Source organism: Solilutibacter tolerans (assembly GCF_900155935.1).
GTDB lineage: Bacteria > Pseudomonadota > Gammaproteobacteria > Xanthomonadales > Xanthomonadaceae > Solilutibacter > Solilutibacter tolerans.
Genome location: NZ_FTLW01000004.1, coordinates 257,914 through 280,918 on the forward strand (window position 1 = coordinate 257,914; position 23,005 = coordinate 280,918).

A 23,005-nucleotide genomic window follows, 5' to 3' on the forward strand; every position below is an offset into this window, starting at 1 on the left:
GGCGGCTCAGGCCGCAGGCGTCGCGGGTGCTTCGGATGTATCGGTCGATGCGGCAATGCCATCGCCTTCGTCGAATTCGCTTTCAGGCAGTTCCGCCGGGGCGTCCCGCGTCGCGAGCGATTTCACGTAGATCGGTGCAAGTGGCGCTTCCTGGATGATCTCGACCAGTTGCTCCTTGGCCAGCGTCAAGAGGCCCAGGAAGGTGACGACGACCCCCAGCCGGCCTTCTTCGGCCGTGAATAGGCTCTCGAAGCGGTGGAAGGCGCCATCGTGCAGGCGGTCGAGCAATTCGCCCATGCGCTGGCGGACCGATAGCGCATCGCGCTTGATCGCGTGCTGGGTGAACAACTCGGCGCGCTTGAGCACGTCGTGCAGGGCCAGCAACATCTCGCGCATGTCCACCGCTGGCGGCTCGCGCAGGGTGCTGCGATCGGGCATGTACGCCGCGGCAGCCGCGGTGGTGTCGCGCTCCTGCCGGGGCAGGGTGTCCAGATCCTCGGCGGCCTGCTTGTAACGCTCGTATTCCTGCAGGCGGCGGACCAGGTCCGCGCGCGGGTCGTCTTCCAGCCCTTCCTCGTTGGGTGGGCGCGGCAACAACATGCGCGATTTGATCTCGGCCAGGATCGCGGCCATCACCAGGTATTCGGCGGCCAGCTCGAAACGCATCTCGTGCATGGCCTGGATGTAATCGACGTACTGCTTGGTGATTTCCGCGACCGGGATATCCAGGATGTCGAGGTTCTGCCGGCGGATCAGGTACAGCAAGAGGTCCAGCGGGCCCTCGAACGCCTCCAGGATCACTTCCAGCGCGTCCGGCGGGATGTAGAGATCCTTCGGGATCTCCAGCACCGGCTGGCCAAGCACGGTCGCCAGCGGCATCTCGTGCTGCTCGGGCGCACGCTGCTGGGGGTGAAGCGACATGGCGGGTGAGGTGGCCTCGGGGGCGCGGTCTTCGGTCATGGATGCGTCAATGGCCGGGCCGGGTGGCACGGCGGGGTTCGGGGCATCGATACAACATCAATATCCGATCCACGACCGTCTCGCCGTCGGGCGGGTCGCGCATGGAAATCGGAAGAAAGTGCAGGCGGCGTTGCTTGAAACCCAAGCAGGACGGGCCTTGCGTTGACCTTAGGGTAAGCGGAACGTGGGCGTCGTGTCCAGCGGGGCATTTAGAATGTTGGATTGTCCCGAACAAGGAATGCCGCCCGATGTGGTACGTGATCGAAGGCTATGACGGCCCGAATGTGTTGCCCAGGCGCCTGGCTGCGCGCCCCGAGCACATCGCACGGCTGGAGGCCTTGCGCGATGCAGGCCGTCTGCTCCTAGCCGGCCCGTGCCCGGCCATCGACGGTGAAGACCCGGGCCCCGCCGGTTTCAGCGGCAGCGTGGTGATCGCCGAATTCGACGCGCTCGAGGCCGCACGCGCCTGGGCCGATGCCGACCCGTATGTCGCCGCCGGCGTGTACGAGCGGGTAGAAGTGCGTCCGTTCCGCAAGGTATTGCCATGACACATACAGAAGCCGACATCCCGCGCCTCAACCCCGCGCGGATCGAACGCATGCGCGAGCTGCTGACCGATGCGTTCTGGCCGGTGGAGCTCGTCATTACCGATGACAGCCACAAGCATGCAGGTCATGGCGGTGGAGCGCAGGGCCATGGGCATTTCAGCGTCCGTATCGTCAGCGACAAGTTCTCGGGGATGCTGCCGCTGGCTCGCCATCGCGCCATTTATGCCGCGCTGGGCCAGATGATGACCGACGATATCCATGCCCTTGCCATCGATGCCCGCGCGCCGGAAGGCTCAGCCTGAACCGATAGGGCGCGAGCCGCTTATACTCGGCTGTGGAATTGCAAAACCCACTCCATCGCCATCAATAAAATCAACAAGTTGAAGGCATAAATCCAACCTCAATGACTCGCCCGCGGACTGCGTGGGCGGGTGCGAATCGTTCATGCGCCTGTCCACGATCAAGCTTGCCGGTTTCAAATCCTTCGTCGATCCGACCACGCTGCACCTGCCGACCAACATGACCGGCGTGGTGGGGCCGAACGGCTGCGGCAAATCCAACATCATCGACGCCGTGCGCTGGGTGATGGGCGAGTCCTCGGCCAGCCGCCTGCGCGGCGACAATGCGACCGACGTGATCTTCTCTGGCTCCAGCGCGCGCAAGCCGGTGTCGCAGGCGACGGTGGAGCTCATCTTCGACAACAGCGATCACGCGGTGACCGGCGAATTCGCGGCGTTCAACGAGATCTCGGTCAAGCGCACGGTGGGCCGCGATGGTCACAGCACCTACTACCTCAACGGGTCGAAGTGCCGCCGCAAGGACATCACGGATCTGTTTCTGGGCACCGGCCTGGGCCCGCGCAGCTATTCCATCATCGAGCAAGGGATGATCTCGCAGATCATCGAAGCGAAACCCGAAGAACTACGCGTGTATCTGGAAGAGGCCGCCGGCATCTCCAAGTACAAGGAGCGCCGCAAGGAAACCGAAAGCCGCATCCGCTCCACCCGAGAGAACCTGGACCGTTTGAATGATCTGCGCGAGGAAGTCGGCAAGCAGCTGACCCATCTTGCCCGCCAGGCGCGTCAGGCCGAGCAGTACACGGCCATCCAGGCCGAGCGCAAGGTGAAGGATGCCGAATGGAAGGCGCTGCAATACCGTGCGCTGGATGCCGACCTGCAGCAACATCGCCAAGCCTTGGCCGCCGATGAAACCAAGCTGGAGCAGTTGATTGCCGAGCAGCGCCAGGCCGAACGCGAGATCGAATCCGGCCGCGAGCGGCATCAGGCGGCCGTCGATGGTCATGCCCAGGCGCAGGCCGAGGTGTATCGCGTCGGCGGCGTGATCGCGCGCCTGGAGCAGCAGATTCAACATCAACAAGAGATGTCAACGCGCCTGACCACTGCGCGCGCGGAAGCTGAAACGGCACTGGCCGAAGTCATCGCCCACATCGGCAGTGACGAGGCTGCGCTAACCAGCCTGCAGACCAACCTGCAGGACGCCGAACCCAAGCTTGCCGAGCTGCGCAGCGGCGATGACGCGCGCCAAGCCGAATTGAAGGAAGCCGAAACCGCACTCGCCGATTGGCAGCAGCGTTGGGATGCCCTCAACAAGGATCAATCCGAAGCCGCGCGTGCGGGCGATGTCGAGCGCACCCGCGTCGACTACCTCGACCGCCAGATGCTGGACGCCGAGCGCCGCCGCGAAAAACTGGCCGGCGAGCGCACCCAGCTGGATCTGGAAGCGTTGGCGGCCGCCTTCGCCGACATCGAACAGCGCCATGACACCCAAAAAGCCGGCATCGACACGCTGACCGCTGATGTTGAGAGTCGCAAGCAAGCCGTGACCGCGCTGCAGGATGAACAGCGCCAGTTGGCCTCGCAGCTGGCCGATGCGCGCAAGTCCGCGCAGGACAAGCGTGGCCGCTTGAGTTCGCTGGAAACCCTGCAGAGCGCTGCACTCGGGCAGGAGCAAGGCGCGGCTGTTGCATGGTTGCGCCAACGTGGGCTGGATGAAGCGCCGCGCGTGGGCGAGAAGCTCAGCGTCGAAGGCGGCTGGGAAGCGGCGGTCGAAGGCGCGCTGGGCCAGATGATCGAAGGCGTGCTGGTCGAGGCGCCGGAAGCCTTGGTCGATGCGCTGGGCGAACTCGCCGATGGGCGTTTGAGCCTGGTTTCGCCTGAAGAGTCCGATGCAAGTTTTGCTGCCACTTCGCTGGCATCCAAGGTGCGTGGCCCATTGGCGATTCGTCGCATGCTGGCCAACCTGCACGTCGCCGAAACCTTGGCCGACGCGCGCACTTTGTTGCCGCAATTGGGCGATGGTGCTTCGGTCATTACCCGTGCAGGCGAGCGCCTGGGTGCAGGTTGGGTGCGCGTGCTGCGTTCCGGTGCTGCGAAACAGGGTGCGCTGCTGCGCGAGCGCGAGATCCAGTCGCTGCGCGGCGAGATCGAAGCCCTCCAGCTGCAGGAAAAATCGCTGGAGGAACAGATCGCGGGCCTGCGCCAACGCGCGCTGGAAGCCGAGCAGTCACGTGAGGAAGCGCAGCGCGGCCTGTATCAGGCGCATCGCAGCGTGTCGGAATTGGCCGGCCAGTTGCAGAGCCACAAGGGTCGCGTCGAGTCCGCGCGCGGGCGCCTTGCCAACATCGACAGCGAATTGGCGCAGATCACCCAGTTCAACGAAGACGGCAACGCACAGGCCCGCGAAGCGCGCGAAAAACTCGAGACCGCCATCGCCCGCATGGCCGAGCTGCAGGACGCGCGCCAGGTATTGGAAAATGAGCGTCGCACCTTGGCCGAAGCGCGTGACGCCGCGCGTGATCGTGCTCGCGAATCACGTGAAACCGCGCATGCCTTGGCGCTGACCGTGGAAACGCAGCGCACGCAGGTGGTATCGCTGACGCAAGCGCTTTCGCGCATGGGCCAGCAGCGTGGCCAGCTGGATACGCGTCTGGGTGAATTGGCTGCGCAATTGACCGACGGCGATGATCCGGTCAAGGCATTGCAGGATGAACGCCAGTCCGCGCTCGATGAGCGCGTGCGCGTTGATCAGGCCTTGGCGTCCGCGCGCGCTGCCTTGGAAAGCATCGAAGGCGAATTGCGCGGTTTCGAGCAGACGCGTCAGGAGCGCGATGGCCAGTCATTGCAGCAGCGCGAGGCGATCAGCCAGCGCAAGTTGGACCAACAGGCCGCGATGATCGCCGCGAATCGCCTTTCGACCGAAGTCGTCGAAGCCGGCTTCGTGCTGCAAGACGTCATCAACACCTTGGTCGAAGAAGCTGAAACCAGCGTGTGGGAGAAAGCCGTCGCTGACTTCGACGCCAAATTGCGTCGCCTTGAGCCGGTCAACCTTGCCGCTATTGCCGAACACGCCGAAGCGGCGCAGCGCAAGGAATACCTTGACGCGCAGGACGCGGACCTCACCGCTGCCTTGGAAACACTCGAAGAAGCCATCAAGAAGATCGACCGCGAGACCCGCGGCCGCTTCAAGGACACCTTCGATCGCGTCAACACCGGCGTGCAAGAGCTTTATCCGCGCCTGTTCGGTGGTGGCCATGCCTATCTGGAGCTGACGGGCGAAGACCTGCTCGACACCGGCGTCGCCATCATGGCGCGTCCGCCCGGCAAGCGCGTCGCCAATATCTCGTTGCTCTCGGGCGGTGAAAAGGCGATGACGGCCGTCGCGCTCGTGTTCGCCATCTTCCGCCTCAACCCCGCGCCGTTCTGCCTGCTGGACGAGGTGGATGCACCGCTGGACGAAGCCAATGTCGGTCGCTTCACCGCCATGGTGAAGGAGATGAGCGAAGCCGTGCAGTTCTTGTTCGTCACCCATAACAAAGCCACGATGGAAGCCGCCGAGCAGCTATCTGGCGTTACCATGCGGGAGCCGGGTGTGAGTCGCCTGGTTTCCGTGGATTTGGCGGAAGCCTCGCGCATGGTCGGCGCTGCATAAGCCATACGGAAGAACAACATGTCCGAAACCACGCTCATTCGCATCGGCATTCTCGTCGCCGGCATCATTTTGTTCGCGGCTATCCTCTGGTTCGGCAGGCCGAAGAAGCCGGGGCAGGGGCGGCGTGTGGATGCGCGCGGTGAACGCATCGCGCCCACTTTGGGCGACGAGGTGCGTGCCGAGCTGGATGCCGATGGTGAAGAGCCGACGGATGTCGATCGCCAGGCAGACTTGGGATTCGAAGCGCCGCCACAAGGGCAAGAGCTCGGCAAACGCGTCGATGAAAACTTCGACAAGATCGTGTCGTTGTTCGTCGCTGCGCGTGCTGGCCAGTTGTTGCGCGGGCCGGATATCGTCGTGGCGGCTGAGAAAGCCGGCCTGACCTATGGTCACATGGACGTGTTCCATCGCCTGATCGACCGCAAGCCCGAGGCCGGTCCGATCTTCAGCGTGGCCAACATCCTCAAGCCGGGCAGCTTCGATATGGCGAGCATCCAGTCACTGGAAACGCCGGCGATCGCCTTCTTCCTCACCTTGCCCGCGCCTGTCAGTGCGCTGGAAGCGTGGGACACCATGCTGCCCACGGCGCAGCGCATGGCGGAGCTGCTTGATGGCGTGGTGCTGGATGAAGAGCGCAATGCGCTCGGCCGCCAGCGCATCGCCCATATCCGCGACGAGCTGCGTGCCTACGATCGCCAACGCGAAGCACCGCCGCTCACGCGGCCGGGACGTTGGTGATCGCATCATCGTGTTTTGAATTCAAAGCCAGACGGGAGGCCGCATGAAGCTTGAGAACGTCGTGGGATTGGTAGGTGGCATAAGTGCGCTGGCCGGTTGCTTCCTGCCGCTCGTCGCGAACGCGAGCGGTACTTTCCTTGTCGGTCAGGCGGATGGTTTGGCCTTCCTGCTCTACGTGCTGGCGGCGCTTGGCATCATTGCGTCTTTGGCCGGGCTCGCTGGCAAGGCGCGCAAAGAAGAATACGTGCAGATCGTCGTGGGCCTCTTGGGCTTGATCGTCGGTTTCATCGTCTATCACCAGGCCGATACGGTGATCGGGCAGGGAGGCCGCGCCGGCTGGGGTGCACAGCTGCTGTTCTGGGGTTTTGCGATGGTATTGCTCGAAGGTTTGTTCAATTTTCGCGATCATCGCAAACCAACGTTCGGCAACGCCGACTGACACCGAACGCGAGCGGTCGTCGATAATGACGGCATGACCGACGTCGCTCGCCAACATGCAGAACTGGTGGCTCGCATCCGCGAGGCCAACCATCGTTATTACGTCCTCGATGATCCGAATCTGCCGGATGTCGACTACGACAGGTTGATGCGTGATCTGGAAGCGCTTGAGCGTGCGCATCCGGAACTCATCACGTCAGATTCACCCACACAGCGCGTTGGCGCTGTGCCGTCCGGCAAGTTCGCCAGCGTTGCGCATGCGGTGCCGATGTTGTCGCTGGCCAACGCCTTCACCGACGAAGAAGTGGGGGAGTTTGTTGCCCGCATCGAAAAAGAGACGGGTGATGCCGCGCCGATATTTTCGGTTGAGCCGAAGCTGGATGGTCTTGCCATCAGTCTTCGCTATGAAGACGGCATCTTCGTGCGCGGTGCCACACGAGGCGATGGCAGTACGGGTGAAGATGTCACGGCCAACCTGCGCACGGTGAAATCCGTGCCGCTGCGCCTGCGCGGTAATGCGCCGCCGGTGCTGGAGGTGCGCGGCGAAGTGGTGATGTTGAAAGCCGCCTTTGATCGCTACAACGCCTGGGCACTGGAACACGGGCAGAAGACGCTGGCCAATCCGCGTAATGGTGCAGCGGGCTCACTGCGGCAGCTGGACCCACGCATTAGCGCACAACGCCCCTTGTCTTTCTTCGCCTATGCACTGGGTGAGGTCCACGGCGTGGCCTTGCCGCCGACACATTCGGAAACCTTGCAATGGCTGCGTGAATTGGGTCTGCCTGTGAGCGCCGAAGTTGGCACTGCGCAGGGTCTCGAAGGCTTGCTGGCTTATTACCAGCGCATCGGTGAACGTCGTGATGCACTGCCGTATGACATCGATGGTGTGGTTTACAAGCTTGATCGCTTCGATCAGCAACGTGCGATGGGGTTTGTCTCGCGCGCGCCGCGTTGGGCGATTGCGCACAAATTCCCCGCGCAAGAAGCAAGCACCACGGTGGAATCGATCGAAGTGAATGTCGGGCGCACAGGTGCGGTCACGCCCTGGGTGTTGATGAAACCGGTGCATGTCGGCGGTGTCACCGTGACTCGCGCCACCCTGCATAACGCTGACCAGATCGCGCGTCTCGATGTGCGCGTCGGCGATACCGTCATCGTGCGTCGTGCGGGCGATGTCATCCCCGAAGTCGTCCGCGTCGTCGAAGGCGAGCGGCCACTGGACGCGCGAGGCGAGCCATTGCATGCCCCATACGCATTGCCGACGGAATGTCCAATATGCGGCTCGGCCATCGAGCGAGAGGAAGGTGAAGTCGTCGCACGCTGTAGCGGCGGCCTGTTCTGTCCGGCGCAGCGCGTGCAGGCTATTTTCCACTTCGCGGGGCGTCGAACCATGGACATCGAGGGCCTGGGTGAGCGTTTTGCCGAAGCACTGGTTGAATTCGACTACGTGCAGACGGTCGACGACTTGTACACGCTGACCGTCGATGACCTCCTTGAAATGAAACGTCGTGCCGACGAGCGCGACGGCACGGTTCCGGCGACGGTCAAGGCGGGCAAGGTTGCGGACAAATGGGCACACAACTTGGTTAATGCGATCGATGTCAGTCGTGCTACCACGCTGGATCGACTGCTGTTTGCGCTGGGTATTCCGGATGTCGGCGAATCCACGGCGAAGACACTGGCGCGCTACTTTGGTGCGCTAGATCCTTTGATGGACGCGGATGAAAATGCATTGCGTGAAGTGCCGGATGTTGGCCCGATCGTCGCGGCTCACATCGCCAATTTTTTTGCCGAGTCACACAACCGCGAGGTGATCAATGCATTGCGCGAGCGTGGTGTGCATTGGCCAGAAGGAGCGCCTCAACGCTCAGCGGACGGCCCCTTGGCAGGCAAGACCGTGGTGCTCACAGGCGGACTTAGCGCGATGACGCGAGACCAGGCTGGAGCGCGTCTGGAAGCGTTGGGCGCAAAGGTTTCTGGCAGCGTGTCGAAGAAGACTTCGATTGTTGTCGCAGGCGAAGCGGCGGGTAGCAAACTCGCCAAAGCCGAGGAGCTCGGTATCGAAATATGGGACGAAGCTGCGCTGCTCGCTTTCCTCACTAGTCAAGATGCATCCGCATGAGTCGTTTCGAGTCGGCAGAAGGCTGGAAAGACGGTGTGACGTCAGCGCAATCGTGGGCACCTTCGGCCACGCGCGACGTACTGCGACTGCGTGCACGGCTGAATCGCTTGATTCGCGAGTTTTTCCACGAGCACGGCGTGCTGGAAGTAGAAACGCCGGTCATGTCACTCGCGGGTGTGAGTGATCCGCACATCGCACCATTCCATCTGGAGTTTTCTGGTCGCACCGATGGCGCATCGCGCACACGTTGGTTGCGCACCTCTCCCGAATATCCGATGAAGCGTTTGCTCGCCGCCGGCATCGGCGATTGCTACGAGTTGGGGCGTGTGTTCCGCGATGGTGAGGCAGGTGGGCGGCATAACCCCGAGTTCACGATGCTGGAGTGGTATCGCGTGGGTTGGGACCATCATCGTTTGATCGATGAAACCGTCTACCTGGTACAAGCGGCCTTGGCATTGGTGGGCAAGCGAGCATCATCAACCACCGTCATCACGTATCGTGAGCTGTATCAACGCACGATCGGCCTTGATCCATTCACTGCCAGCATCGACGAGCTGCGCGATGCGCTGGGGGATGTCGTCATCGACCCTGCAGGGCTAACGCGCGATGACTGGCTGGACCTGCTGATGACCCATCGCATCCAACCTGATTTTGCGCACGATACGATAACCGTGATGCATGATTATCCGGCATCGCAAGCTGCACTGGCACGCATCCGCGATGAAAGTGATGGGCACCCCGTGGCTGAGCGCTTCGAGCTTTATCTGGGTCCGCTGGAGCTAGCCAATGGCTACAACGAGCTAGGTGATGCGTCCGAGCAACGTATGCGATTCGAGCGTGATGCAAGCATTCGACATCGGCGTGATGGAAGTGCATCACCGATGGATCAATTTTTGTTGGATGCACTGGCGCATGGTTTTCCACCCTGCGCCGGTGTTGCGTTGGGCGTCGATCGCCTGATGATGTCGATGCTGGTTACATCACGCATCGCCGACGTGCTCGCGTTTGATTTTTCTCGTGCCTGAACAAAGCGAGCAGTTTCTCCAGACGTTCATCTGGCTGCGGTACATTCGCCACATGGGGACTCGCACCACACTGACACTTGCATGCATCACCACTGCCCTGGCGGGCGGTGTCGTTTTGGCCTCGTGGCCTTCACCCGCGGAGGCTGCGACCGCATCGCGTGTTCGTTGCGAGTCCAAGGATGGGCGATGGCAGCACTGTCGCCTCCCCGAAGGAAAGGGCGACGTCATCTTGCTGCGCCAGCTTTCACGCAATGCTTGTATTCGCAATAATTCATGGGGCGTGGACGATGAAGGGCTGTGGGTCGCGCGTGGCTGTCGTGCGGAATTTGGGCGCGAAAGTGCAGAAAATGTTGAATCCAGTGGCGACGCGGCAGTGCGCAAGCGAGTCCTGCGCTGCGAATCTCGCGGGCACGGAATGGATCATTGCCCCATCGAGATCGCCGGCAGCGTTCGTCTGACCCGGCAACTTTCCAGCATGGATTGCGAGCTGGGTGAGAGCTGGGGCTATGACGAGAAAGGCGTATGGGTTGCCCGAGGCTGCCGTGCCGAGTTCGAAGTGGAAGCCGTTTCGAGACCCAGTGGGCAATTCCTGCGCCGTTTGTTTGGCCGTGGTGATGCAGCGCCCCCTGTTGCCAAGATGGGACGGCCACTGCGCTGCGAATCCATCGATGGCCAGCGCAAGGAATGTCGGACGGAGGGGGCCACGCGGGTTGAGCTGGTGCGTCAACTTTCACGCGCTACCTGCAAGGTAAACAGGAATTGGGGCTGGGATGCCCAGCGCGTATGGGTCGCCGAAGGCTGCCGCGCCGAGTTCCTGCTCTGGTAGTCAGATAACTGAATGGAAGCTGGTCCAATAATGGCCAGACGTGCTTCTTTTGCTCTGGATTCAATTGGAGCGCCGTATCTTGGGGCCAATCGCCACTGTGGAGACGCCCATGAATCCTTTACGCCCCTTTGCCTTCGTCGCCACCGCTGTTGTCCTGTGGGCATTGCCTGGTGCTAGCCAAGCGCAGTGGCAGGGTGGTTATGCGCCCGGCACGCGCTTCACTTGTGACTCCAACGACGGTCGCTATCGTGAGTGTCGCGTGGATGTACGGCAAGGTGTGCAGCTGGTCAGGCAGACATCACGCTCACAATGCATCGAAGGGCAAAGTTGGGGCGTGAATCGCAACGGCGTATGGGTGGATCGTGGGTGTCGCGCTGAATTTGCCGTTGGAGCTGCCGGTTATGGCAATAGCGGCTACGGCTATGGCAATAACAACGACTATTACCGTAATGGGGTTGTTGTGTGTGAATCACCGCGCGGACGCCACAACCGATGCCCTATCGATACGCGTTACGGCGTGATCATGGTCCGGCAGCTCTCCGATACACGTTGCCGCGAAGGCCATAACTGGGGCGCCGAGCGTGGCGAGATCTGGGTTGATCATGGTTGCCGCGCCGAATTCGCCCCCGGCTCTGGTCGCTACGGTAATAGCTATGGCAATCGTTATCCTCAAAACGGTTATGGCCAGGGCGGGTATGGCAACGCCGGCAATGGTCAAGTGTTTTCTTGCGCCTCCAACGATGGCCGCCAGAACTACTGTCGCACCAATGTCTATCGTGGCGTCGAATTACTGCGTCAAACATCACGCAGCGCTTGCGTGCAGGGTCAAACCTGGGGCTTTGATCGAGGCGGCGTGTGGGTAAGTAACGGCTGTCGCGGCGAGTTCCGCGCTTGGTGATCGATGGCGTCCGCGCCCGGTAAACTGAGCGCATGACCGACATCGACTATGCCCGATACGACCGCATCCGCCCGATCCGCTGGACGGGCGATGCACTTGAGTTGCTGGATCAACGCAAGCTGCCGTTCCAGACGGAATATGTCAGTGCGAGTACCAGTGATGCCGTTGCTGATGCTATCCATGCACTGATCGTGCGTGGCGCACCAGCCATTGGTATTGCCGCGGCGTGGGGCGTAGTGCTTGCGGCACGTGATGTCGATGCCGATAACGGCGTCGATGCTTTGATCAAACTCGAACCGGCGATGCAGCATCTCAACGCAGCGCGACCGACCGCAGTCAATCTTGCATGGGCACTGGCGCGCATGCGCGAGGTGCTGCATCGTGCTGGTGATGATTGGCGTGAAGTACTCAAGCGCGAAGCACGCAATATCGAAACCGAGGACTTGGCCGCCAACCATGAGATGGGCGCGATGGGCGCGGCGTTGATCGCGCCCGGCAGTGGTGTGCTGACGCATTGCAACACCGGATCGCTCGCGACCGCGGGCTTCGGCACGGCGCTTGGTGTAATTCGTGCAGGCGTGGCCGAAGAGCGCATCGCGCGGGTGTTTGCGGGCGAGACGCGGCCGTGGAACCAGGGCGCACGCCTGACCGTGTGGGAGCTGCAGCAAGATGGTATCGATGCCACCTTGATCGCCGACGCCGCCGCATCGCACCTGATGAAGAGTGGGGCGGTGCAGTGGGTGGTGGTTGGCGCGGATCGTATCTGCGCGAATGGCGACACAGCCAACAAAATCGGCACCTATCAGCTCGCGATCGCGGCGCGTCACCACGGCGTCAAATTCATGGTGGTCGCGCCGTCATCGACGGTGGACATGGCGACGGCGTCTGGTGATCAAATCGAGATCGAGGAGCGTGATCCAGCGGAGTTGCTGTCGCATCGCGGCGAGCGCACCGTGGCCGAAGGCATCGCTGCGTGGAACCCGGTGTTCGACGTAACCCCGCACGAGTTGATCGATGCGATCGTGACCGAACGCGGGGTGGTAGAGCGCCCTGATTCGATGAGCATGCAAGTGATGTTTGGCCCGCGTTTCGCCTGAGTCTGTAAATACCCCTAAAAACACGCGTAACTTATTGTTTCTCCATGAAATTCCGGCTGTCATTCAGGCGTCGGACATGGTAGAATTTCCTGTCTTTCCGGCGCGACCTGAACAGGGGCGCGCAAGGCGCGATGGAAGCGCTGTGCAAGCCAGCTGGCAAGGACGCCCAATCGCTCTTTACACGGATGCCTGATGTCCCAGCCGACCGATTCTGCCCGCGAAATCATCCCGGTCAACCTCGAAGACGAAATGCGCCGAAGCTACCTCGATTACGCCATGAGCGTGATCGTGGGACGCGCCCTCCCTGACGTGCGCGATGGCTTGAAGCCAGTGCATCGTCGCGTGTTGTTCGCGATGAACGAGCTTGGCGCGCACAGCAACAAGCCTTATTACAAATCCGCCCGTATCGTCGGTGACGTCATCGGTAAATACCACCCGCACGGCGATGCGTCGGTGTACGACACGCTGGTGCGCATGGCGCAGCCGTTCTCGCTGCGTTACCTCTTGGTGGACGGGCAGGGCAACTTCGGTTCGGTCGATGGCGATCCCGCTGCGGCAATGCGTTACACCGAGGCGCGCATGTCGAAGATGGCCAACGAGTTGATGGCCGACATCGACAAGGAAACTGTCGACTTCCAGCCCAACTACGACGAGAAGGAACTGGAGCCGACGGTCATGCCGACCCGGTTCCCGAATCTCCTGGTCAATGGCTCGGCCGGTATCGCGGTCGGCATGGCGACCAACATCCCGCCGCACAACTTGACCGAAGTGATCAACGCGTTGCTGGCGATGATCGAAACGCCCGACATCGATATCGATGGCCTGATGGAATACATCCCGGGCCCGGATTTCCCCACCGCGGGCATCATCAATGGCGTGGGCGGCATCCATTTGGCGTATCGCACCGGCAAGGGCCGTGTGCGGATGCGTGCGCGTGCCGACATCGAGGTGGCCGACAACGGCCGCGAAGCGATCGTCGTCACCGAGATCCCGTATCAGGTGAACAAGGCGCGGTTGATCGAGAAGATCGCTGAGCTGGTCAAGGAAAAGAAACTCGAAGGCATCAGCGAGCTGCGTGATGAGTCCGACAAGGACGGTATGCGCATCTACATCGAGGTCAAGCGCGGCGAATCCGCCGAAGTGGTGCTCAACAACCTCTATTCGCAGACGCAGATGGAGTCGGTGTTCGGCATCAACATGGTCGCGCTGGTCGATGGCCGCCCGCAGTTGCTCAATCTCAAGCAGATCCTTGAGGCCTTCCTCAAACATCGCCGCGAGGTAGTGACCCGCAGGACGATCTTCGAGCTGCGCAAAGCACGTTCGCGCGCGCACATCCTGGAAGGCCTGACCGTCGCACTCGCCAACATCGACGAGATGATCGAGCTGATCAAGACTTCAGCGAATCCCGATGAAGCACGGCAGAAGATGCTGGCGCGTCGCTGGCAGCCGGGCATGGTTGGTGCGCTCTTGGGCGCGGCGGGTGCGGAAGCCTCGCGTCCGGAAGACCTGCCGAAGGGAGTGGGCCTCTTGGCCGATGGCTATCAGCTCACCGAGATCCAGGCACAGCAGATTTTGGAAATGCGCCTGCATCGCCTGACCGGCCTTGAGCAGGAAAAGCTCACCGACGAATATCGTGCGTTGCTCGACACCATTCGTGGGCTGATCGAGATTCTCGAAAACCCGGGCGTGCTGATGCAGGTTATCCGCACCGAGCTTGAAAACGTGCGCGAAGAGTTTGGCGATGAACGTCGCAGCGAGATTCGCGCCAGCGAAGAAGACCTCGACATCCTTGACCTGATCGCGCCGGAAGACGTTGTGGTGACGCTGTCGCACGCGGGTTACGCCAAGCGCCAGCCGGCGACGACCTACCGTGCGCAGAAGCGCGGCGGCAAGGGCCGGAATGCAGCCGCGACCAAGGACGAGGATTTCATCGACAAGCTCTGGCTGGTCAATACGCATGACACGTTGTTGACCTTCACCAGCGCGGGCCGGGTGTTCTGGCTGTCCGTGTACCAGTTGACGGATGCGGGCCCGAACGCGCGTGGTCGTCCGATCATCAACTGGATTTCGCTGGAAGAAGGTGAGAAGGTCCAAGCCGTGTTGCCGGTGCGCGATTACGAAGACGGCAAGTACGTGTTTTTCGCCACCAAGAACGGCACGGTGAAGAAGACCGCGTTGACCGAGTTCGCCTATCGCCTGCAGCGCGGCAAGATCGCGATCAACTTGGACGAAGGTGATGCGCTGGTCAACGCCGAGCTCACCAACGGCGAGTGCGACATCATGCTATTCGCCAGCAACGGCAAGGCTTCGCGCTTCGACGAAGGCACGGTCCGTGCGATGGGTCGCACCGCGACCGGCGTACGCGGCATGCGCTTGGCCGAGGGCGAGGAAGTCCGCAGTCTGATCGTGGTCGATGGCGATGGCGATGTGTTGACCGCCAGCGAAAATGGTTTTGGCAAGCGCACGCCGATCGACGATTTCCCGAAGAAGGGCCGTGGCACGCAGGGCGTGATCGCGCTAAAGACCACGGAGCGCAATGGCCAATTGGTCGGTGCGATCCAGCTCAGCGAGCATCATGACGTGTTGCTGATTTCCGATGGCGGTACCTTGGTTCGCACGCCGGCGGCGGATATCGCGCAGGTAGGCCGCAATACGCAGGGTGTGACCCTGATGCGCGTGCAGGCCGGCGAGAAGTTGCAGGCTGTCGAGCGTCTGGATGTCTCGCTGGACAGCGACGAGGCCGAGGAGACCGTGGTTACGGATGTTGTCGTGGTCGAGAGCACCGAGCAAGACTGACGGCTCCGTGTTGCTTCCTCCACTGAAAAGGCGGCCGATGGCCGCCTTTTCTTTGCATCATCGACAAGCGTCGTCGTTGCCTGCCCAGGATGATTACCCAGCAGGAGGCAATTTGGAAAGCATGTACTCGGCGGTGGAGACGCGGAGTTCGCCCGGAGCCTCGACTTCTAGATCCTTCACGACCCCATCTTCGGCATACAAGGCATAGCGTTTACTGCGCAGCCCCATGCCGTAGGCGCTCGCGTCCATTTGTAGGCCAAGGGCTTTGGTCAGGTCGCCATTGCCATCGGCCAACATCAACATGCCCGCCGGCACTTGCTCAGCTTCGCCCCAGGCTTGCATCACAAACGGATCGTTTACCGATACACACACGACCTCGACGCCACGCTGACGAAATTCATCGTAATGCTGCACGTAACCCGGCAAGTGCCGCTCTGAGCAGGTCGGGGTGAAGGCGCCTGGCACGGCGAACATGACCACCCGTTTGCCGCCGAAGATGGCATGTGTGTCGATTTGCTCGACGCCGGTACGAATGATCTGCAACACGTTTTCGGGTATTTTTTGCCCGGTCTCGATGCTCATGTCGGGGGACTCGCCAAAGTGAAGACGCAGTCTATGCCGATGATGTGAAAATTCTCGTCAATGCCGGGCGGCGGGTTGAAGCGAAGGCCGATTGGCCTCATCTTGATTTGGTTGTGGCGCGGAGATGCACATGCAGTTCAAGGACTATTACGAAACCCTGGGCGTGGAGCCGGGCGCAGGCGAGGCCGAAATCAAAACGGCTTACCGTCGTTTGGCGCGCAAATACCACCCTGACGTCAGCAAAGAGGCTGGGGCCGAGGAAAAGTTCAAGGCGGTCAATGAGGCCTATGAAGCGCTTCGCGATCCGCAAAAACGCGCTGCGTATGACCAGTTGAGAGCAGGCGGCTATCGCCCCGGCGACGAAGTTCCGCCTCCCGGTGGATTTGGTGGCGGCTATGGCGGTCCCGGCGGCGGCCACCCGGATTTTGATTACGAGGAAATCTTCGCGGGCGGCGGTGCCGGTGGCGGTTTCAGTGATTTCTTCGAGCAAGTGTTTGGACGTGGCGGCATGGGGGGCGGCCCGCGGGCCAGGCCGCAATCAGCGCCGCGCGGCGATACCCGGGCGAAACTGAGCGTGCCTTTGGAAGCGGTGTATCGGGGCGATTCGGTGCGCATTGGGGTCAATAACAAATCGTTGGACGTGAAGATCCCCAAAGGCATCAAGCCGGGCCAGGCGATTCGCCTCAAGGGGCAGGGGGCGCATGGCGACTTGTTGCTGGAGATCGAATACGCCGCGCATCCGCAATACGAGGTCGACGGCCGCAACCTTATCCACGTACTCACCGTGATGCCATGGCAGGCTGCATTGGGTGACACGGTCACGGTGCCAACCCTCGGCGGCGCGGTGGATCTGAAGATTCCCGCAGGCTCGGAAGCTGGGCGAAAATTGCGCCTGCGCGGACGTGGCTTGCCGGGCGCGACGGCGGGTGACCAAATCGTCGAGTTGGAAGTGTTGGCACCCGTGCCGCAGAACGAGCGACAACGCAGTGCTTACGAAGATCTCAAATCAGCCTTCGGTGAAGGCTGAGCCAAGTTGGTCAATCGCCGGGCTTAAAGTGCACCGGCGATGACTTCAGACAATTCGCCTTCAGTGAACGGCTTGGTGAGGTAGCCGCGCGCGCCTTGGCGCATGCCCCAGACCTTGTCGGTTTCCTGATCCTTCGTCGTGACCAGGATCACCGGGATATGGCTAGTGGTTTCATGGCGGCTGATCGCACGCGTGGCTTGGAAGCCGTTGAGATTCGGCATCACCACATCCATGAGGATGAGGTCGGGCAATTCTGCCTTGGCGAGCTCGACGCCCTGGGCGCCGTCTTCGGCGGTGATGCAATCGTGACCCAATTTTTCGACGATGCGACGAATACCCATCAACTGCGACGGTGAGTCATCGATGACCAAGATGCGCGCCATAAGTCCCCCTTGTGGATACGGGCATTCTAGCGTCTCCCGTACCCGCGTGAATGGTGTTAAAGCCGGACAAGTGTTCGACCCAGCGAGCCGCCGGCCAACATTCGGTCAAAAATCGCCGGTAGGCCCTCAAGGCCTACCTCGGACGTGCAGATGGCCTCCAGGTTGGCCGGCTTCCAGTCGCTGGCAAGATGCGCCCAGACTTGTTCGCGGATGTCACGAGCCGTGCCCGCCGATGCCACGCCCAAAAGGGACACCCCGCGGATGATGAAGGGCATGACGGTGGTGGGCAGCTCCGCGGTGGCTGCCAGACCCGCGGTGGCGACATTGCCGTAAGGAGCCGTCTGGGCCAGGAGGCTAGCCAGCATCGGGCCACCCACGTTGTCCAGTGCACCACCGAATCGAGCCGACTCCAGTGGGCGAGCCATTTGCAGTACATCGCGGCCAAGCACTTCTTTCGCACCTAGGGCCTCCAGATAGGTGCGTTGGTCGGCCTTGCCACTGATCGCATGCACGTCGAAACCTGCGCGGCTGAAGATGGCGGTAGCGAGCGAGCCCACGCCGCCGGTCGCGCCGGTGATGGCGATGGGGCCGAGATCCGGGGTCTGTCGGTTGTCCTGCATGCGAAACAGCGCGAGCGCCGCGGTGAAGCCCGCCGTGCCGAGGATCATCGATTCACGCAGACTCAATCCTTGCGGCAGCGCGATCGCCCATTTCGATTCGATGCGCGCATATTCGCTGTAGCCGCCATCGCGGGTCTCGGACAGGCCGCAGCCGGTGACCACCACCGCATCGCCTTCCTTGAACGCCGGGTCTTCGGAGCGCACGACGTGGCCTGCTACATCAATGCCGCCGTTGAGCGGAAAACGGCGCAGGATTTTGCCTTGGCCCGTTCCCGCCAGTGCATCCTTGTAATTGATCGAGGAGAACGCCGTCTTGATCACGATTTCGCCGGGCGAAAGATCATCCAGCGTGAGGTGTTCGATGCCGCTTCGATAGCCCTGTTCGTCATCAAAGATGCGGAACGCGTTGAAGCGATCGGGAATGCTCATACGTCCTCCAGTGACGTCAATTGGCTGCGGCGTTTTTCGTCCATCCACTTGTCGGCGTCGGCCGGTGCGTAGTCACGCAACCATGAAAAAAGCATGTCGATATCTTCCCCGTGCCACAGATCCGTGCGTTGGTCCGCGTGCAGGAAGCGTTCGCACACCATCGTGTCCATCATCGTCATCAAGGGTTGCCAGAAGCCATCCACGTCGAGAAAGGCGCAAGGCTTCTTGCCCAGCCCAAGTTGCCGCCAAGTCAGCATCTCGAACATTTCGTCCATCGTGCCGAAGCCGCCGGGCAGGGCGATGAAGGCATCCGACAATTCAAACATCCGCATCTTACGCGTGTGCATCGAATCGACGACTTCCAACTGCGTCAGTCCGCGATGCGCGACTTCCCAATCCACCAATTGCTGCGGGATGACGCCGATGACTTGGCCGCCTGCTGCCAGCGCTGCATCGGCGACGATGCCCATCAAACCAACATTGCCGCCGCCATAGACCAACGCAGCGTCTTCCTGGGCGATGAGTGTGCCCAGTGCCTTCGCGGCCTCGGCATACACGGGGCGGGCGCCAGCGTTGGAGCCGCAGTACACGCAAATCGTCTTCAAATCTTGACCTCGGGTGATGTGATGTTCATCAGGGTACGAAGCTGAGGAACAGGTAGGTGCCCAGCAGCACCACGTGGACGATGCCGATCTGGATGTTGGTCTTGCCGGTGCGCAAGGAAATCGATGTGACGAACAAGGTCAGCAAGAGCAGGACCGTCGATTTGTTGTCCAGGCCCAGCGCCAGTTCCCAATCCATCATCAAAGCGACGATCGAAACCGTGGGAATGGTCAAGCCGATGCTGGCAATCGCCGAGCCCATCGCCAGGTTGAGGCTGGTCTGCACGCGGTTGTTGATCGCGGCGCGTACCGCGGCCACGCCTTCGGGCAACAAGACGATCGCCGCGATCACAATGCCGATCACCGCCGGAGGTGCGCCGGCCGCAGCCAGCAGTGACTCCATGCCTGGCGCGAGCTTCTTGGCCGAGAGCACCACCACGACCAGACTGACCAGCAGCAGCGCCAGGCTGGCCAGAGCTTCTTTCCGGCTGGGCGGTTCGACGTGGTCATCGGTGGTGGGATCGCCATCATCCACCGGCAGGAAATAGTCGCGATGTCGCATCGTCTGGAACGCGGTGAACGAGCCGAACAAGATCAACGTCACGATGGCGATGAAGATGAGTTGCGAATCGCCGTACACCGGGCCGCGTACGCTGGTGGTGACGTTCGGCAGTACCAGTGTGAGCACGACAATCGCGGTGAGGGTGGTCAGTGCTGCGGTCATGCCATCGAGTCGATAGCGTTGGATGCTGTGGCGGCGGCTGCCCGCCAGCAAGCTGAATCCGATGATGCCGTTCAAGATCAGCATGACCGCGGCAAACACCGTGTCGCGCGGCAGGCCTGCGGTGGATTCACCACCCGCCAGCATCATCGTCACGATCAGGGCGACTTCAATCGCGGTGACCGCCAGCGCCAACACCAACGTGCCGAAGGGCTCGCCCACCTTGTGCGCGATGACTTCCGCATGGTGGACCGCGGCGATGACGCTGCCGAACAGGCCGATGACCAGAGGCAGGGTGCCGCCGGGCATGGCAGGCGCGAACATCGCCAACAACAGCGTCACCACGCCAATCAACGGGGCTGCAACGGTCCAGAGCGGGTTGTGATGGAAGTGATCGGCCATGGTTCGATTATGAGGCAGGGGCGCAGCGATGGCGGCTGGAAACGAAAACGGCGCCATCGGCGCCGTTTCGTCGTGTCCTTGGAGTGAGATCAGTTCGCTTTGTGGATCGCGCGCTTGTCCACGGCCATTGCGGCATCGTGCACGGCTTCCGACAGCGAGGGATGCGCGTGGCAGATGCGAGCGAGATCGTCGGCGGAGCCCTTGAACTCCATCGAGATCACGCCTTCGTGCACCAGCTCGGACACGTTCGGGCCGACCAGATGCATGCCCAGGATGCGATCGGTCTCGGCATCGGCCAGTACTTTCACGAAGCCAATCGGCTCGGCCATCGCGACCGCGCGACCGACCGCTGCAAACGGGAAGCTGCCGGCTTTGTAGGCAACGCCTTCGGCTTTGAGTTGCTCTTCGGTCTTGCCGACCCAGGCGATTTCCGGTTCGGTGTAAATGACCCACGGGATGGTGTCGAAGTTGACGTGGCCGGGTAGGCCGGCGATGAGTTCCGCCACCGCAATGCCCTCTTCGAAGCCCTTGTGCGCCAGCATCGGCCCGCGCACGCAGTCACCGACCGCCCACACGCCATTGGCGCCGGTGTGGCAGTGCTCGTCCACCTCGATCTGGCCGCGCTCGTTGAGCTTGACGCCCGTACCTTCGGCCAGCACGTCCTTAGTGGCGGCGCGGCGGCCGACGGCCACCAGCAGCTTGTCGACGGTCTGGGTCTGGTCTTCCTTGCCGTCGTTATAGGTCAGGACGACTTCGTTGCCCTTGACCTCGGCCTTCAGCAGCTTCGCCCCAAGTTTGATGTCGAGGCCTTGTTTCTTGAACTCACGGGCCGACACCTTGGCCACTTCCTTGTCGGCGGCAGCCAGGAATTCCGGCATCGCTTCAAGGATGGTGACCTCCGAACCCAGGCGGTTCCACACGCTGCCGAGCTCCAGGCCAATCACGCCGGCACCGATCACGCCGAGGCGCTTCGGTACTTCGGTGAAGTCCAGCGCGCCTTCGTTGTCGACGATGTGATTGCCGTCGAACTTGGCGAAGGGCAGTTCAATGGAGACGGAGCCGACGGCCAGGATCACATTGGTGCCCTTGAGCTCGATCTCCGAACCATCGTGCTGCTTCACCTTCACCACGTTGCCCGGCTGCAGCTGGCCGAAGCCATAGAACGCCGCGACCTTGTTCGCCTTGAACAGCGAAGCGATGCCGCCGGTGAACTGCTTCACGATCTTGTCCTTGCGACCGATCATGGTGGCGACGTCCATCTTGGCGTCGTTGAAGCTGATGCCGTGCTGGTCGAAGATATGACCCATGTTCCAGAACTGGCGGCTGGAATCGAGCAGCGCCTTGGACGGAATGCAGCCGACGCGCAGACAGGTGCCGCCGAGGGCGGGTTGGCCATCCTTGCCGAGTGCGGCGTCAACGCAGGCCGTTTTCAGGCCCAGTTGGGCAGCGCGAATGGCGGCGTGGTAGCCGGCGGGACCGCCGCCGATCACGACGACATCGAATTGCTGTTGTTCGGACATGATGTTGCTTCCTTTGCGAAGTCTTGAAACGACACGCCCCGCACGGGCGGGGCGTGAGGCGAGGGCCGATTACATGCCGAGCAGCATGCGATGCGGGTTCTCGAGTTGGTTCTTGATGTCGACCAGGAACAGTACTGCGTCCTTGCCGTCGATGATGCGGTGGTCATAGGACAATGCGATGTACATCATCGGCGCGGCCACGACCTGGCCGTCCTCGACGATGGCGCGGTCCTTGATGGCGTGCATGCCCAGGATGGCCGACTGCGGTGGGTTGACGATCGGGGTGGAGAACAGCGAACCGAAGGTACCGCCATTGGTGATGGTGAAGGTGCCGCCCTGCAGGTCTTCCAGCTTCAGGCCGCCATCACGCGCCGCCTTGGCGTAGCCGGCGATGCTCTTCTCGATCTCGGCGAAATCCATGCGCTCGACGTTGCGCAGCACAGGCGTCACCAGGCCCTTGTCGGTGGACACGGCGATCGAGATGTCGGCATAGCCGTGATAGATGATGTCGTCGCCATCCACGGACGCGTTGATCACCGGGTACTTCTGCAGTGCGTTGGCGGCGGCCTTGGCGAAGAAGCTCATGAAGCCCAGCTTGATGCCGTTGGCCTTGACGAAGTCGTCCTGCAGCTCCGTGCGCATCGCCATCACCTTGCTGAGGTTCACCTCGTTAAACGAGGTGAGCATGGCGATCGATTCCTTCGACTCCATCAGGCGCTTGGCGATGGTCTTGCGGATGCGCGTCATCGGCACGCGCTCTTCCGGGCGTGCACCACCACCGACGCCCGCGGTCTTGCCGCTGGCGTAATTGATCAGGTCTTCCTTGGTCACCGCCCCACGACGGCCAGTGCCTTCGACCTGCGCCGGATCGATGCCTTCCTTCTTCGCAGTGAAGGCGGCGCCCGGCGGCAGCTGCGAGGTGTTGCCAGCGGCCGACTGCGGGGTGGTGCTGCTCGGTGCTGCCGCTTGTTCCTTCGCGGCCTCAGCCTTCGGCTGCACTTCCTGCGCACCCGCGGCGGGCTGTGCTACTGCGGGTGCGGCCTCAGCAACCGCACCTTCTTCGATGATCGCGATCACTTGCTGGCTGTTGACGGTCGCGCCGGTGTCGAACTTGATTTCCTTCAGCACGCCGTCGGCGGGCGAGGGGACTTCCAGCACGACCTTGTCGGTCTCCAGATCCACCAGGTTCTCGTCGCGTTTGACGGCATCGCCCACTTTCTTGTGCCAACCGGCGATGGTGGCGTCGGAGACGGATTCGGGAAGAACCGGGACTTTGATTTCGGTGGCCATGATGGGGTCCGATGAATTGTTCGATGAATTGGA

The 23,005-nt window shown here is 61.8% G+C and carries 20 protein-coding genes; 12 read left to right on the forward strand and 8 right to left on the reverse strand.

Annotation, left to right across the window (positions count from 1 at the left end; translation table 11 throughout):
* Nucleotides 1-6 precede the first annotated feature (6 nt).
* Nucleotides 7-960: a segregation and condensation protein A gene (locus tag BW989_RS09575; RefSeq protein ID WP_076587691.1), complete on the reverse strand. Its 954-nt coding sequence runs from the start codon at nt 958-960 to the stop codon at nt 7-9.
* A 248-nt stretch (nt 961-1,208) separates the two neighbouring features.
* Between BW989_RS09575 and BW989_RS09580 the strand changes: the two genes are divergently transcribed.
* The 11 genes from BW989_RS09580 to gyrA all read left to right on the forward strand — a co-directional run bounded on the left by BW989_RS09580 (nt 1,209) and on the right by gyrA (nt 15,396).
* A complete protein-coding gene (locus tag BW989_RS09580; RefSeq protein WP_076587693.1) occupies nt 1,209-1,508 on the forward strand; it encodes a YciI family protein in 300 nt (99 codons plus the stop codon).
* Nucleotides 1,505-1,810: a BolA family protein gene (locus tag BW989_RS09585; RefSeq protein WP_076587695.1), complete on the forward strand. Its 306-nt coding sequence runs from the start codon at nt 1,505-1,507 to the stop codon at nt 1,808-1,810. Before BW989_RS09580 ends, BW989_RS09585 begins: the two co-directional genes overlap by 4 nt.
* 142 nt (nt 1,811-1,952) lie before the next feature.
* Entirely contained in the window at nt 1,953-5,456 is a 3,504-nt protein-coding gene (gene smc, locus BW989_RS09590) for a chromosome segregation protein SMC (RefSeq protein WP_076587976.1), read from the forward strand.
* A gap of 18 nt (nt 5,457-5,474) precedes the next feature.
* Complete coding sequence (zipA, locus tag BW989_RS09595) at nt 5,475-6,194, forward strand: cell division protein ZipA (protein WP_076587697.1); 720 nt, start codon at nt 5,475-5,477, stop codon at nt 6,192-6,194.
* Nucleotides 6,195-6,237: 43 nt separating this feature from the next.
* The gene (locus BW989_RS09600) at nt 6,238-6,633 is read left to right on the forward strand and encodes a hypothetical protein (RefSeq protein ID WP_076587699.1); all 396 of its coding nucleotides are present in this window, start codon (nt 6,238-6,240) and stop codon (nt 6,631-6,633) included.
* A 33-nt stretch (nt 6,634-6,666) separates the two neighbouring features.
* The gene (gene ligA / locus BW989_RS09605; RefSeq protein ID WP_076587701.1) at nt 6,667-8,754 is read left to right on the forward strand and encodes an NAD-dependent DNA ligase LigA; all 2,088 of its coding nucleotides are present in this window, start codon (nt 6,667-6,669) and stop codon (nt 8,752-8,754) included.
* Nucleotides 8,751-9,779, forward strand: a complete 1,029-nt coding sequence (gene epmA / locus BW989_RS09610) for an EF-P lysine aminoacylase EpmA (RefSeq protein ID WP_083688463.1) — start codon at nt 8,751-8,753, stop codon at nt 9,777-9,779. Before ligA ends, epmA begins: the two co-directional genes overlap by 4 nt.
* A gap of 52 nt (nt 9,780-9,831) precedes the next feature.
* Complete coding sequence (locus BW989_RS09615) at nt 9,832-10,605, forward strand: DUF3011 domain-containing protein (RefSeq protein ID WP_076587981.1); 774 nt, start codon at nt 9,832-9,834, stop codon at nt 10,603-10,605.
* A 109-nt stretch (nt 10,606-10,714) separates the two neighbouring features.
* Nucleotides 10,715-11,503 carry a DUF3011 domain-containing protein gene (locus BW989_RS09620; RefSeq protein ID WP_076587703.1) on the forward strand — a complete coding sequence of 263 codons (789 nt, stop codon included), beginning with the start codon at nt 10,715-10,717 and terminating at the stop codon, nt 11,501-11,503.
* 32 nt (nt 11,504-11,535) lie between these two features.
* Nucleotides 11,536-12,600: an S-methyl-5-thioribose-1-phosphate isomerase gene (gene mtnA, locus BW989_RS09625; protein WP_076587705.1), complete on the forward strand. Its 1,065-nt coding sequence runs from the start codon at nt 11,536-11,538 to the stop codon at nt 12,598-12,600.
* Between the two features lie 192 nt (nt 12,601-12,792).
* Nucleotides 12,793-15,396, forward strand: coding sequence for a DNA gyrase subunit A (gyrA, locus tag BW989_RS09630; protein WP_076587707.1), 2,604 nt, complete (start codon nt 12,793-12,795; stop codon nt 15,394-15,396).
* Between the two features lie 93 nt (nt 15,397-15,489).
* On the opposite strand, the gene BW989_RS09635 is transcribed toward gyrA, so the two are convergent.
* On the reverse strand, nt 15,490-15,978 hold the full coding sequence (locus BW989_RS09635; RefSeq protein WP_076587709.1) for a peroxiredoxin: 489 nt from the start codon (nt 15,976-15,978) through the stop codon (nt 15,490-15,492).
* Between the two features lie 130 nt (nt 15,979-16,108).
* Here BW989_RS09635 and BW989_RS09640 point away from each other — a divergent pair, with 130 nt between their 5' ends.
* Entirely contained in the window at nt 16,109-17,005 is an 897-nt protein-coding gene (locus BW989_RS09640; protein ID WP_076587711.1) for a DnaJ C-terminal domain-containing protein, read from the forward strand.
* Nucleotides 17,006-17,028: 23 nt separating this feature from the next.
* Here the strand turns inward: BW989_RS09640 and BW989_RS09645 are convergent, their stop codons facing one another.
* The 6 genes from BW989_RS09645 to sucB all read right to left on the reverse strand — a co-directional run bounded on the left by BW989_RS09645 (nt 17,029) and on the right by sucB (nt 22,972).
* Nucleotides 17,029-17,388, reverse strand: coding sequence for a response regulator (locus BW989_RS09645; RefSeq protein WP_076587713.1), 360 nt, complete (start codon nt 17,386-17,388; stop codon nt 17,029-17,031).
* 56 nt (nt 17,389-17,444) lie between these two features.
* On the reverse strand, nt 17,445-18,437 hold the full coding sequence (locus tag BW989_RS09650) for a YhdH/YhfP family quinone oxidoreductase (protein WP_076587715.1): 993 nt from the start codon (nt 18,435-18,437) through the stop codon (nt 17,445-17,447).
* Nucleotides 18,434-19,042 carry an LOG family protein gene (locus BW989_RS09655; RefSeq protein WP_076587717.1) on the reverse strand — a complete coding sequence of 203 codons (609 nt, stop codon included), beginning with the start codon at nt 19,040-19,042 and terminating at the stop codon, nt 18,434-18,436. The genes BW989_RS09650 and BW989_RS09655 overlap by 4 nt, the downstream gene beginning before the upstream one ends.
* A 28-nt stretch (nt 19,043-19,070) precedes the next feature.
* A complete protein-coding gene (locus BW989_RS09660; RefSeq protein ID WP_076587719.1) occupies nt 19,071-20,162 on the reverse strand; it encodes a calcium:cation antiporter in 1,092 nt (363 codons plus the stop codon).
* 89 nt (nt 20,163-20,251) lie between these two features.
* A complete protein-coding gene (gene lpdA, locus BW989_RS09665) occupies nt 20,252-21,682 on the reverse strand; it encodes a dihydrolipoyl dehydrogenase (RefSeq protein ID WP_076587721.1) in 1,431 nt (476 codons plus the stop codon).
* 69 nt (nt 21,683-21,751) lie between these two features.
* Nucleotides 21,752-22,972 carry a dihydrolipoyllysine-residue succinyltransferase gene (gene sucB / locus BW989_RS09670; protein WP_076587723.1) on the reverse strand — a complete coding sequence of 407 codons (1,221 nt, stop codon included), beginning with the start codon at nt 22,970-22,972 and terminating at the stop codon, nt 21,752-21,754.
* Between the last annotated feature and the right edge of the window lie 33 nt (nt 22,973-23,005).

What these genes read in the sequence shown, in the direction of transcription:
- BW989_RS09575 (WP_076587691.1), bottom strand. Translation starts at nt 960, where the DNA reads ATGACCGAAGACCGCGCCCCCGAGGCCACCTCACCCGCCATGTCGCTT.
- BW989_RS09580 (WP_076587693.1), top strand. Translation starts at nt 1,209, where the DNA reads ATGTGGTACGTGATCGAAGGCTATGACGGCCCGAATGTGTTGCCCAGG.
- BW989_RS09585 (WP_076587695.1), top strand. Translation starts at nt 1,505, where the DNA reads ATGACACATACAGAAGCCGACATCCCGCGCCTCAACCCCGCGCGGATC.
- smc (WP_076587976.1), top strand. Translation starts at nt 1,953, where the DNA reads ATGCGCCTGTCCACGATCAAGCTTGCCGGTTTCAAATCCTTCGTCGAT.
- zipA (WP_076587697.1), top strand. Translation starts at nt 5,475, where the DNA reads ATGTCCGAAACCACGCTCATTCGCATCGGCATTCTCGTCGCCGGCATC.
- BW989_RS09600 (WP_076587699.1), top strand. Translation starts at nt 6,238, where the DNA reads ATGAAGCTTGAGAACGTCGTGGGATTGGTAGGTGGCATAAGTGCGCTG.
- ligA (WP_076587701.1), top strand. Translation starts at nt 6,667, where the DNA reads ATGACCGACGTCGCTCGCCAACATGCAGAACTGGTGGCTCGCATCCGC.
- epmA (WP_083688463.1), top strand. Translation starts at nt 8,751, where the DNA reads ATGAGTCGTTTCGAGTCGGCAGAAGGCTGGAAAGACGGTGTGACGTCA.
- BW989_RS09615 (WP_076587981.1), top strand. Translation starts at nt 9,832, where the DNA reads ATGGGGACTCGCACCACACTGACACTTGCATGCATCACCACTGCCCTG.
- BW989_RS09620 (WP_076587703.1), top strand. Translation starts at nt 10,715, where the DNA reads ATGAATCCTTTACGCCCCTTTGCCTTCGTCGCCACCGCTGTTGTCCTG.
- mtnA (WP_076587705.1), top strand. Translation starts at nt 11,536, where the DNA reads ATGACCGACATCGACTATGCCCGATACGACCGCATCCGCCCGATCCGC.
- gyrA (WP_076587707.1), top strand. Translation starts at nt 12,793, where the DNA reads ATGTCCCAGCCGACCGATTCTGCCCGCGAAATCATCCCGGTCAACCTC.
- BW989_RS09635 (WP_076587709.1), bottom strand. Translation starts at nt 15,978, where the DNA reads ATGAGCATCGAGACCGGGCAAAAAATACCCGAAAACGTGTTGCAGATC.
- BW989_RS09640 (WP_076587711.1), top strand. Translation starts at nt 16,109, where the DNA reads ATGCAGTTCAAGGACTATTACGAAACCCTGGGCGTGGAGCCGGGCGCA.
- BW989_RS09645 (WP_076587713.1), bottom strand. Translation starts at nt 17,388, where the DNA reads ATGGCGCGCATCTTGGTCATCGATGACTCACCGTCGCAGTTGATGGGT.
- BW989_RS09650 (WP_076587715.1), bottom strand. Translation starts at nt 18,437, where the DNA reads ATGAGCATTCCCGATCGCTTCAACGCGTTCCGCATCTTTGATGACGAA.
- BW989_RS09660 (WP_076587719.1), bottom strand. Translation starts at nt 20,162, where the DNA reads ATGGCCGATCACTTCCATCACAACCCGCTCTGGACCGTTGCAGCCCCG.
- lpdA (WP_076587721.1), bottom strand. Translation starts at nt 21,682, where the DNA reads ATGTCCGAACAACAGCAATTCGATGTCGTCGTGATCGGCGGCGGTCCC.
- sucB (WP_076587723.1), bottom strand. Translation starts at nt 22,972, where the DNA reads ATGGCCACCGAAATCAAAGTCCCGGTTCTTCCCGAATCCGTCTCCGAC.